The organism is Corynebacterium sp. HMSC076C10, assembly GCF_001812455.1.
Lineage (GTDB): Bacteria > Actinomycetota > Actinomycetes > Mycobacteriales > Mycobacteriaceae > Corynebacterium > Corynebacterium jeikeium_D.
Window position 1 is genome coordinate 105,165 of record NZ_KV809094.1, and the last position, 11,602, is coordinate 116,766.

The window sequence follows — 11,602 nt, forward strand, 5'->3', positions numbered from 1 at the left end:
CTTGCCCGTTTGAGTCCGCTGCGAATGCCTCCGGGGACCGTTGCCGGTAACGGTGACGGCGTTTTCTCCGGTCGTAGCCACAGCCCATTGAAGTAAGGACGTAGTTTTCCGTGAATACCAGCCTTGCGGCCAATGCTTCCAGCCTGCCGCGCCTCGAATCGGATCTGTACGAATCGGTAGTCGATAAAGATGGCCGCTACGGTGGCGTAATTGCAGATGAGCGCTGGGCCCAGGAGATTAAGCGCCTCGCCCGCGAACGCAATGCCGTAATTCTTGCGCACAACTACCAGCTGCCGGAGATTCAGGATATTGCCGATTACACAGGCGACTCCCTCGGACTTTCCCGCATCGCTGCGGAAACCGATGCTGACGTCATCGTCTTCTGTGGTGTCCACTTCATGGCGGAAACCGCCAAAATTCTGAGCCCAGAGAAGACCGTCCTTATTCCGGACGAGCGCGCCGGCTGCTCCCTGGCGGACTCCATCACTGCAGACGAACTGGCCGAGTGGAAGGCTGAGAATCCCGGCGCACTGGTGGTCAGCTACGTCAACACCACGGCAGACGTAAAGGCTCTGACCGACATCTGCTGTACTTCCTCCAACGCCGTCGACGTGGTCAAGTCCATCCCGGAAGACCAGGAGATCCTGTTCAACCCGGATCAGTTCCTCGGCGCACACGTCCGCCGTGAGACCGGCCGCGACAACATCAAGGTATGGGCTGGTGAGTGCCACGTCCACGCCAACATCAACGGTGAGGAACTCGCGCACCGCGCGGAGGAGAACGCCGATTCGCAGCTGTTCATTCACCCGGAGTGCGGTTGCGCGAACTCTGCGATTTACCTCGCAGGTGAAGGCACCATCGAGCCCGAGCGCGTGCAGATGCTCTCCACCGGCGAGATGCTGACCGAGGCGCAGAAGCTGAAGGAGAACAAGCCCAACGGCAAGGTGCTCGTGGCCACTGAGGTGGGCATGCTCCACCAGCTGCGCAAGGCCGCGCCGGATGTCGACTTTGAGCCGGTCAACGACCGCGCTTCCTGCTCGTACATGAAGCTCATCACTCCGGCGGCTCTGCTGCGCTGCCTTGTTGAGGGCACTGATGAAGTCGATGTCGAGCCGGATGTCGCCGACAAGGCACGCGCTTCGGTCGAGCGCATGATCGCCATCGGTAACCCAGGCGGAGGCGAGTAACACGTTTGGTCTGCGCCCATCATTCGACAGTTGGACACTGACGTGTGACTTCCTCGTCATCGGCGGGGGAGTCGCAGGGCTCAGTGCTGCGCGTCGGGCCCTTGAGCTCGGCCTCGACGTGCTGGTTATCGACAGCGTCGAGTGGCGCGTCGGTGCCCGCAAACAGCTACGTTTCGCCGATGCGGCCACGAATCTCGCACAGGGCGGGCTCGCGGTCGTCGGGCTTGACGACGACCCCAGCGGCCATGTGGCCAATGGGTTCGATGACACCACTGATTCCCACATCGCGGATACTCTCGATGCCGGTGCCGGCCACTGCGATGAAGGGGCCGTGGCTTCTATCATCCGTGCTGGCGCTGCGGCGACCGAGTGGCTGATCGGGCTAGGCGCTACATTCGACCCGGCGCGGGATAACCCGGCCGTATATTCCCGCACCAAAGAGGGCGGACACCACGCGCGGCGCATCATTCATGCCGGCGGTGACGCCACTGGTGCTGAAATCGAGCGCGCCCTAGAAGCCTCAGTTACCGGCGTGCGAGTACTACAAAACGCCACAGCGCGCCAGCTCATCGTTGGCAAAGACGGCCGCGTGCTGGGGGCGCTGGTAGCGGATCCCCGTGGGGGTGGAGCTATTCGAGCAGGCGCCACTCTGCTGGCTACCGGCGGCGTGGGCCATATTTACCGCGCGACCACGGCCCCCTCGGGTGCCCGCGGTGAGGCTATCGGCATGGCCTCCGATGCTGGCGCGGAGATTCGGGACATGGAGTTTATCCAGTTCCACCCGACGGTGCTCTATGACGAGCGCTCGGCATCAGATGGCACCGGCCGACGCCATCTCATCAGCGAGGCGGTCCGTGGTGAAGGAGCCATTCTCGTCGACTCCCGGGGCAACAGTGTGACCGCCGGCGTTGACCCTCGCGGGGACCTGGCTCCGCGCGATATCGTCTCGCGCGCCATCGCGACTCGCATGCGCGAGCTCGGCGAGGACCACGTCTTCCTCGACGCACGTCACATCGACAACTTCGCCGCCCGCTTTCCGACGATCACAGCGGGCCTGACCGCAGCGGAGATTGATCCGACCAAGGACCTCATTCCCGTGGCCCCGGCGGTCCACTACACCTGTGGTGGTATTGCCGTCGACCCATTCGGTGCAACTAGCGTGCCGGGCCTCTATGCGGCCGGCGAATGCTCCGCCACAGGGCTCCACGGTGCCAACAGGTTGGCCTCCAATTCGTTGCTGGAGGGACTGGTCGTCGGCAAGCGGGTGGCCGAAAAAGTCGCTGAAACACACGCTGTGCCGGTCGGGGACGAGGAATTCTCAGTGGCAGTTGAAAGCCTGCCGCAGCCACGGCCAGAACTGGAACCACGGCAGCTTTTCCGGTTGCAGACGGCGATGCAGGAAGGCGCTGGTGTAACGCGTAATGAGCAGAGCTTGCGGCAGGCGTTGGCGGTTATCGATCGGCTCCCGCAATCGGTTCAGGTCGTGGCCGCAAGGAAAGTCGTCGAAGCAGCATTGGCACGACCATATACTTTGGGGTGCCACACTTGGTTTGAAAAGGATGGGGATTAGCTAACCATGACTCTTGAGAAGGACACTCTGCGCGGGGTGCTGAACGAAAACATCACCCGTGGCCTCATTCGGACGGCACTACAGGAAGACATGAGCTTCGGGCCGGATGTGACCTCGCTGTCGACAGTCTCGGCATCTGCGCAGGCACTCGCCCGCCTGGTGGCCCGGCAAGAGGGCGTTATCGCGGCAATCGATGCGGTGGAGTGGACGCTGCAGGAGGTCATCTCGGGTGAGTTCACCGTCGAAAAGCACGTTGAAGATGGCACCCTGGTGCGTCCTGGCACAGTGCTGGCAACGATTTCTGCGCCGACTCGGGGGTTGCTGACTGCTGAGCGGACAATGCTGAATATCCTCACGCACGCCAGTGGTGTAGCTACTGCGACGCGCCAGTGGGCTGACGCGATTATCGGCACCGGTGCGCGGGTGCGCGATTCCCGAAAGACGCTGCCGGGGCTGCGCAACCTGGAAAAGTATGCTGTGACCTGCGGCGGCGGAATTAACCACCGCTACGCTTTGGGCGATGAAGCACTGATTAAGGACAATCACGTGGTGGCTGTCGGTTCCGTGTCCGGTGCGTTGAAGAGGGTGCGGGATCAGTACCCGGAGCTGCCGTGTGAGGTGGAAGTCGATACCCTCGCACAGCTCGATGAGATCCTGCCGATGAAGCCGGATATTGTCATGCTGGACAACTTCGAGGTCTGGGAGACCCAGATTGCGGTGCAGCGCCGCTCGCAGATTTCTCCGGCCACGCAGCTTGAGTCCTCTGGTGGACTGACCATCGATGTGGCTCGTGAGTACGCGTCCTGTGGTGTCGATTACCTGGCTGTGGGCGCGCTAACCCATTCGGCCAAGGTGTTCGATGTCGGACTCGACTTCGACGAGCAGTAGCTGAATCAGCCCCCGGTATCGCTTCGCAGCTTCGCCTACAAGCGACGGGCGATTTCTGCGCCAATCTCGCTTAGTGCCGACCCCCAGCGCTCCCGCGATTGCTCATCACAGGTTTCCTGTGCGCGGTAAAGCGCCTTCTCCGCAGCAGCGACATCGCCCAAATGCAGGTGGCACTGTGCAATTTGTGCAAGCAGAGGCACGGCCTGGATATTGAGCTTGTCGGACTGGAAAAGTCCCGCCGCCAACTCCAGGTGATCAATGGCGCGCCCCTGATGTCCTCGACGAATCTCTGCCTGGCCGTTCAAGGTGTGCCACATCGCCCAGCGCAAGTGGCGCGGAGGGGTGTCCGCGGTCGGCTCGAAGCCGTCTTTCTCCAGGTTATCCAGCAAATCCAACCAGTCCGCGGCCTTGTCCATCAGCTTTGGTGCAGAGCCACGGATGGGGCGCCCCAGACTGTCGGTCTGCGGGGCATCAGCCTTGTCGCCGAGCTCCTCGAACCCCTGCATCAGAGTTAGGGCTGCTTCCCAGAGGTTGTTTTCCTCAGCCAATGCAGTGGCGGCGTCGAAAAGCTGCTGCGGGCTAGAAGTCGCGGAATCACCAGAAGTAGTCATGACCTAACACTCTACTTTGTGCCACCGCCAGCACTGAAGTGGGCGGGGCGCTAGTATTCGTCGTCAAGCGACTGAATGATGATGACGTCAAGGGCATCGAGAACAGGATGGCCTTCCCACACGTCGCGGGGCAGAAGCTCTTCGACGCGCCGGGCGTAGGCGGCGGCACCGTCGGAATCACCCGCGTCGAGACGGTATCGAACCCCCGCCAGCAGCGCGCGGGCGGCTTCCTCGCCATCGCCGGACTGCAGGTAGCCCTTCGCGGCGGCTTCCACATGGTTGATGGCCAAAGTGTCGCGGCCAGCGGAGTAGAAGACGTAGGCGGCATCGTCGTGCCAGTCGGCGAGTGACCAGTCGTCGGAGATGAGCTTCTGAGAACGCAGCAGCAGGTCCTCAGCCTCGTTGAGCGTGTGGTCAATGGCGGCGGAAGCGTCCTCGGAGACGATCTCGGCGGTGAATTCGGAGCCCTCTTCGGAAATGACCAGGTCAATGACATGAATGATGGAACGCGCAGCCTGGCGGTAGGCCTTGGCAGCACCCTTGGTATCGCCGTTGCGTTCAAGGTGCTCGCCGTGTTCGATGAGCAGCTTTGCCGCCTGGCGGGGATTATTGCCGAGACCCGCGGCTGTGGAGGCAATAGAAAATGCCGCGTCGGTGCGTTCTTCATCGGCGGTAAAAGCTGACCAGTGCGCAACTGGTTCGGCAAAGCGCAGCGCCTCGTCAACCTCGTCGGCGTCGAGGAGGCTGCGGGCCAAAACGAGCTGGATATCCATGGTGATGGGGTTAACCGGCATGCCCTCGGCGCTGGCGAGCGCGCGGCGGGCAATTTCGGCGGATTCCGCGAAATCGCCGTGGGCGTTGAGAAGCGCACAGAGCAGACGCACGCTGCGAAGCACCGCGACCGTGAGTCCTGCATCGAGACCAGCTTGCACGATTGGGCGTAGCTGGCGGATTGCCTCCGCTTCCTCACCAGCTTCCAGAGAGAGGAAAGCCAGGAATTGGCGTGCTTCAATCGTCGTGGTGACGGGTTCCGACTGAGGGGCTGCCGCGACGCTGGCTGCGATGCGGGCGGCCCTGCGCAGCTCACCACGGCTGTGTGCGAGCTGCGCCTCCAACAGCTTGCGGTCGTCGAAACTGCTTCGCTTTGGTGCCCAGCGTGCGGACCATTCAGAGAGTTGACCGGCGATTTCCGCCCGGCGCGCCAGCGATGCTGCGGCGCCGGCAACAGCCGCGCTGACCAGGTAGTAATAGGCCTCGCCGGGCTGTGGAGTGGTGGCGACGATGTCCTTAGTAAGACTGATCAGCTCGGGGATTTCGGAGTCCTCGGGGCGCCGGCCGGTGATGGCATCACCTGGGTTGGCGTCGATGAAGGCCTCTGCCTCGGCGAATGCTCCGTAGGAGCGTGCGTGCAAGATCGCGGGGCGGATGTTGGCCTCAGTTGCCCAGCGCAGCCACTCGGCGCGTGCAGCAGCGGCTTCTTCTACTAATTCCAGTTGGTCGGCGACTGCGTGCCTGAGTGCGTGGAATTCGCCAACGACATCGGGGGAGTTGGTAGGCGCGTCGGCCAACCAGTGCGTGTGGGCGAATTTGGTGACAGCGCGCCAACTGGTGACGTGGTCGAGCGTGGCACCGGCCTTGCGGGAATTAACCAGCAACTCCGGGAGAGAGTCCGGTAATGCCTTTAGCGGATTGGGCAGGGGAGGAAAGTCCAGGGGTTCGGACGAGTTCTCCGTTGCTGATGCGTTTTCTGAATTCCCTGACGCGTAGTCGGCAGCGATGCCGGCATCCCAATCGCCAACTTGAATTCCAGACTCAGAGTTTTCTTCTTCCCACCAGACCATTGGACTATCTTCGCCCGTGGCATCGGGAAGATGCAAAAACTGCCTTGTTTTTCAGACCTGTGCAGTCGGGTGCGCTGTTAATCCGGGTTTGAAAAGCTACGCATTAGTCCACGAACTTCATCGCGCACTGGGTGATCCGGGCCGACTAGGTCGCCGATGCGAACCGCGAACCGGCGGGCGCGATCCTCATTGTTATCACTAGCAGCAGCACGCACCGCGATAGTCAGTGTGCGGGCGGCGTCGGCAGGGGCGTGGGCTTCTAAGAAAAGCTCGGCAGCTTCGTCGGCGTACTTGTACACGCCGTCGTTGTCCCACACAGACCAGCACAGCAGTGCCTGCGCTTCGTGCCACTTGGCCGATTCCCAGGATCCAACCACGTAGCCGCGTGAGCGTTCCATCAGGTGGTCGGTCAGCTCACTTGTGGCGCCCACGTTACTGAGCGATAGTGCGGCATCCATCAGAGTTTCCGCAGGCGAAATCGGGGACGAGTATCCGGCACGAATATCGGCCAGTGCGTCGAAGAGTACTGCGGCATGCTCAGTATTGCCCTCTTGGACTGCCGATTCCGCCGCAATGGCACAGGAAAAATCAGTACGTGCGGAATCCTGGGTAGGCTCAGACCACTTTGCAACCGACTCCGCTTCCTGGCCGGCATGGTGGAAATCTCCGAGCTCGTACAGTGCCGTTGCCTTCAGCAGCGCGATTTCCATGGTGACTTCACAGTTGGGGTAGTCTGCCGACACATCCTGGGCGCGCTGAGTTAGCTTCAGCATCTCCCCGGCATCGGGCTTGTTGTGTGCCACCTCGAAGTTGATGTCTGCCATCTCACGAACCGCGAGAATATAGTCAGTGTCCAGTCTGTGCTGGTCCGCGACTGCCACGTTGTTTGACAGCATTCGGAACGCGGTATCGCTATTACCTGTCTCTATCGAGTACCGTGCCAAATTCTGCCTCAGCTCAAGGCCCGCGATTACGGAGCGGTTACCGATTGCATTGAGCTGTGAGGCGCAAAGTCGCGCTGCGTCGACGACTTTCCCGGCTCGGTGCAGCAGTGATGCCTCCGTCAGAGTCTTCGCCAGCGCAATCGACTCAAACTTATCCTCATTTGGCAGTGCACGAATCATCTCGTGCAGCTCCCGTGCCAAGTCCTCGCGGTTGACCTTTCGCAGGGCGCTTGCAATCCGAATCAGCGCGTCAGTCAGTGCCGCCCGCTTCTTCCACTGGCGTGGGCTAAACGGCTCCTCCGCTTCTTCGCTTGCCGACGATTCCTGCGGCCGCGGCCCATCCGCATCCGTGGTCACCGCGCTGTGACTGCTGGTTGGGGCATCCAGATCGTCGGCAAGCACGAGTGCCCGGTACGAGGTGATCTCCCTGCTCATGCGTGCGATGAGTGGGATTTCGGTCTCTGCGGCAGCAGAGGTGGGGCCATCGGCGATAAAGGTGGTGTAGCGGCGGGCTTCATCCGCCGCTAGCCGTGCCCGGGCGCGCCAGTACTCCGGGACGTTGTCGTTATCGGATGCCCATACCATCCAGTTCAGGGCGGCATCGTGCGCAGCCGTCATCATGCCGAGCGATTCGGTGACCTCGCGGACTATGCGGTAAAACGCGCCGACGTGTTCGGTAACGCCGTGGGCTTCCGGGTCAGAAAAGAGCTGTGGGTTGTAGAAATGATGCGCGAAAACTGATTCCAGTTGGCGCGTGGCCAGGGAATTGTCGGCTGCGGTCGCGTCTGCATAGGCTGCGACGAGCTCCGGCAAATCCGGGCTGTTTCCTTCCTGGTTCAACAGCTGACCTTTCTACGACTGGTTACTACTTTCCTTAACACTGTAATGGGGCACTGTGGCGGAGCTAACTTGCGCCACAGTATGAGGGGTTAAATGGGGCAATCGGTATGAACCTAACGTGAGAAAGATATGCTTAGTTCATACTCAAGGGTGCCTTTAAGGGCGAATAGTAGCGAAAACCGTGGATAAAGTCTTTGGCTTTGACCCAGATTTTCAATACTTTGTTGTCATTTCTTTGTCACTCTGAAGTGCTCACGTATGAATCCATCGTGCGAATAGGCGGTTACTAATTAATTATGTTGTCCACTATTGATCTTCGCGGTCAGACTCCCACCACCGCCACTCTGCGTCGAGTGTTGCCGCGTGGTGCGGCAGACGTTGATTCGATGATTCCCACGGTCAAGCCCGTTGTCGATGACGTGGCAGTCCGTGGTGTGGAAGCGGCGATGGAGTACTCCGAGAAGTTTGACCGTATTCGTCCGGCATCCATGCGCGTTCCAGCGGAGGTTATCGATGCCGCGGAAGCTGCGCTGGAAGACGATGTCCGCTCTGCTCTGCAGGAGTCCATCGGGCGCGTGCGCGCGTTCCACGCTGCTCAGAAGCCGAATGATAAGACTGTTGAAATTCTGCCCGGCGGCATTGTCCGCGAGAAGTGGATTCCGGTTTCGCGCGTCGGTCTTTACGTCCCCGGGGGCAACGCCGTCTACCCGTCGTCTGTATTGATGAACGTCATCCCAGCTCAGGAAGCTGGTGTGGAGTCCCTCGTCGTCGCCTCTCCGCCGCAGGCCGACAACGACGGCTGGCCGCACCCGACCATCCTGGCTGCCTGCAAGCTGCTTGGCGTGACCGAGGTGTGGGCCGTCGGTGGTGCACAGGCCGTCGCACTGCTCGCATACGGCGATGAAAACGAGAGCCTCGAGCCGGTCGACATGGTCACCGGTCCGGGCAACATCTTCGTTACCGCCGCCAAACGCCTGTGCCGCTCGGTCGTCGGTATCGACGCCGAAGCTGGCCCGACCGAAATTGCCATTCTCGCAGATAACACCGCTGATCCTGTCTCCGTCGCCTACGACCTGATTTCCCAGGCTGAGCACGACGTCATGGCCGCCAGCGTGCTTATCACCGACGACGCCGATTTCGCCGCCACCGTCGACCGCGAGGTCGAAAACCGGTACGAGGTCACCATGAACGCCGACCGCGTTCGTGAGGCGCTGACCGGCGATCAGTCTGGCATCGTGCTTGTCGACGACATGAATATTGGCATCCAGGTTGCAGATGCTTACGCCACTGAGCACCTGGAGATCCACACCGAAAACGCGCAGGCCGATGCCGAACGCATTACCAATGCCGGTGCAATCTTCATCGGTCGCTTCTCGCCGGTGCCGCTGGGCGATTACTCGGCTGGCTCTAACCATGTGTTGCCGACCTCCGGCACCGCCCGCCACGCCTCGGGCCTGTCAACGCACACCTTCCTGAAGTCGGTCCACATGATTGACTACAACGAGGCCGCGTTGAAGGAAGTTGCCGACAGCGTAGTAGTCCTGGCCAACGAAGAACGACTGCCAGCGCACGGCGAGGCCATCCGTGCCCGCTTTGAGACGCTTCTCGGCTCTGAGATCAATGGCGCAGAAAAGGGGAACAACTAATGAGCAACCAGCCTGAGAATCAGCCACAGCCGTCAGTAGCCAAGTTGGCGCTGGCAGATTTGCCACTGCGCGACGAACTGCGCGGCGAGGAAGCCTACGGTGCCCCGCAGCTCGACGTCGATGTTCGCCTGAACACCAACGAAAACCCGTACCCGCCATCCGATGACCTCATCGCCGACCTGGTGGCGCAACTGGAGAAGGTCGCCTCTGACCTCAACCGCTACCCGGACCGTGACGCAGTAGCACTGCGCAGCGCACTCGCCGACTGTGTCACCCGCCAGACCGGCGTGGACATCACCGTCGACCAGGTATGGGCCGCCAACGGCTCCAATGAGATTCTCCAGCAGCTGCTGCAGGCATTTGGCGGGCCGGGGCGCAGCGCAATGGGCTTTGTGCCCAGCTACTCGATGCACCCGATCCTCTCGTCCGGCACGCAGACGGAGTTCATCGGCATCGACCGCGACCCGGAGACCTTCGACATCGACATGGATAGTGCGCTCGCGGCCATTGCCGAGCACCGTCCTGACGTCATCTTCATCACGACTCCGAACAACCCGACTGGCAACCTGACCACGCTCGCTGACCTGCGCCGCATTATTGAAGCCGCGCCGGGCATCGTCATTGTCGATGAGGCCTACGCCGAGTTCACTGAGGAGCCGTCGGCGACAACGCTGCTGGCTGAGTTCCCGTCGAAGCTGGTTGTCTCCCGCACGATGAGCAAGGCTTTCGACTTCGCCGGAGGCCGCCTCGGCTACTTCGTTGCTAACCCGGCATTTATTGATGCTGTGATGCTCGTACGTCTGCCATACCACCTGTCGACGTTTACGCAGGCCGCTGCCACGGTTGCACTTCGCCACTCGGATGCGACGCTGTCGACCGTCGCAAAGCTTGCCGACGAGCGTGATCGCGTCGTAGCCGCCCTGAACAGCTATGGCTACGACGTGATTGACTCGTACTCCAACTTCGTATTCTTCGGTCGTTTCGCCGATGCCGCGACGGCATGGCAGAGCTTCTTGGATGAGGGAGTACTCATCCGCGATGTTGGCGTGCCCGGTCGTCTCCGTGCCACTATTGGTCTGCCCAGCGAAAATGATGCGCTGCTGGCGGCGGCCAAGAAATTGGCAGCGACCGCGCTGGCTTAAGCGAAATGCTGCCGGTACATCCCACTACAAGGAGAGATCTGACTTATGCACTTCAGTGATAAGGACCATCTGGAGGCAGAGCGCACTGAGCGCGTTGGCCGTGTCGAGCGCGCCACCCGCGAATCGAGCATCGTCTGCTCGGTGAATCTCGATGGCACCGGCAAGACCGATATTTCGACCGGTCTGCCGTTCTTCGACCACATGTTGACCGCTTTCGGCTCCCACGGCAGCTTCGACCTGACTGTGCACGCCAACGGCGACACCGAGGTCGATGCGCACCACACGGTGGAGGATACCGGCATTGTGATGGGGCAGGCCTTCGCCCAGGCGTTGGGGGACAAGTCTGGTATTCGTCGCTTTGGTGACTGCTATATCCCGATGGATGAAACGCTGGCACACGCAGTGGTTGATGTGTCTGGTCGCCCGTACTTCGTTGGCACTGGCGAACCAGAGCAGATGTTGACTGCCGTCATTGGTGGTCACTACGCAACGGTTATCAATGAGCATTTCTTTGAGTCCTTCGCCCTAAATGCCCGTATTGCGCTGCATGTTCGCTGTCTCTACGGGCGCGATCCGCACCACATCACCGAGGCTGAGTACAAGGCTGTGGCCCGTGCCCTGCGTGCTGCCGTCGAGGACGACCCGCGCGTCCACGGTGTGCCGTCGACCAAGGGCACTCTGTAGGTCGCAGCTGTAGTAGACGGCCGCTGTAGGAAACCGGAAAATCCGCCTTAGCTGGCATTTTAGGGGAATCGATGGTAACAACGTCTGTAGACGTGCTTTTAGCGCAGGTGTCTACCGCATCGACGCTGAGCACTTATTTTTTGTTCATTGTCGCTGGTCTGCTGGTGGGCGGAACATGGTCACTCTATAAATCCGGATCGAGGGTCGGAACAATTGTCCTTGGTCTCTTATCTGTGATCGCGCTCGCCG

At 60.9% G+C, this 11,602-nt stretch carries 9 protein-coding genes; 6 read left to right on the forward strand and 3 right to left on the reverse strand.

The genetic code is table 11. From position 1 onward, the window contains the following. Positions 1 to 110 precede the first annotated feature (110 nt). The 3 genes from nadA to nadC are packed head-to-tail and all read left to right on the forward strand — an operon-like array spanning position 111 to position 3,645. Complete coding sequence (nadA, locus tag HMPREF2857_RS02010) at positions 111 to 1,187, forward strand: quinolinate synthase NadA (protein ID WP_016422958.1); 1,077 nt, start codon at positions 111 to 113, stop codon at positions 1,185 to 1,187. 10 nt (positions 1,188 to 1,197) lie between these two features. Further along, on the forward strand, positions 1,198 to 2,757 hold the full coding sequence (nadB, locus tag HMPREF2857_RS02015) for an L-aspartate oxidase (RefSeq protein WP_083310484.1): 1,560 nt from the start codon (positions 1,198 to 1,200) through the stop codon (positions 2,755 to 2,757). 6 nt (positions 2,758 to 2,763) lie between these two features. Further along, positions 2,764 to 3,645, forward strand: a complete 882-nt coding sequence (nadC, locus tag HMPREF2857_RS02020) for a carboxylating nicotinate-nucleotide diphosphorylase (RefSeq protein WP_016422956.1) — start codon at positions 2,764 to 2,766, stop codon at positions 3,643 to 3,645. 35 nt (positions 3,646 to 3,680) lie between these two features. Here the strand turns inward: nadC and HMPREF2857_RS02025 are convergent, their stop codons facing one another. From HMPREF2857_RS02025 to HMPREF2857_RS02035, 3 genes are read right to left on the reverse strand one after another with little or no spacing between them, the layout of a single operon-like run. Continuing rightward, positions 3,681 to 4,256, reverse strand: a complete 576-nt coding sequence (locus HMPREF2857_RS02025) for a hypothetical protein (RefSeq protein ID WP_049170302.1) — start codon at positions 4,254 to 4,256, stop codon at positions 3,681 to 3,683. 50 nt (positions 4,257 to 4,306) lie between these two features. Beyond that, entirely contained in the window at positions 4,307 to 6,133 is a 1,827-nt protein-coding gene (locus tag HMPREF2857_RS02030) for a hypothetical protein (RefSeq protein WP_246819577.1), read from the reverse strand. A gap of 41 nt (positions 6,134 to 6,174) precedes the next feature. After that, positions 6,175 to 7,881 carry a hypothetical protein gene (locus HMPREF2857_RS02035; RefSeq protein ID WP_070642486.1) on the reverse strand — a complete coding sequence of 569 codons (1,707 nt, stop codon included), beginning with the start codon at positions 7,879 to 7,881 and terminating at the stop codon, positions 6,175 to 6,177. A 296-nt stretch (positions 7,882 to 8,177) separates the two neighbouring features. Between HMPREF2857_RS02035 and hisD the strand changes: the two genes are divergently transcribed. From hisD to hisB, 3 genes are read left to right on the forward strand one after another with little or no spacing between them, the layout of a single operon-like run. Further along, the gene (hisD, locus tag HMPREF2857_RS02040) at positions 8,178 to 9,527 is read left to right on the forward strand and encodes a histidinol dehydrogenase (protein WP_070642490.1); all 1,350 of its coding nucleotides are present in this window, start codon (positions 8,178 to 8,180) and stop codon (positions 9,525 to 9,527) included. Further along, positions 9,527 to 10,669: a histidinol-phosphate transaminase gene (locus HMPREF2857_RS02045; protein WP_070642493.1), complete on the forward strand. Its 1,143-nt coding sequence runs from the start codon at positions 9,527 to 9,529 to the stop codon at positions 10,667 to 10,669. Before hisD ends, HMPREF2857_RS02045 begins: the two co-directional genes overlap by 1 nt. A 45-nt stretch (positions 10,670 to 10,714) precedes the next feature. Continuing rightward, on the forward strand, positions 10,715 to 11,353 hold the full coding sequence (gene hisB / locus HMPREF2857_RS02050; protein ID WP_005510321.1) for an imidazoleglycerol-phosphate dehydratase HisB: 639 nt from the start codon (positions 10,715 to 10,717) through the stop codon (positions 11,351 to 11,353). Positions 11,354 to 11,602 lie beyond the last annotated feature (249 nt).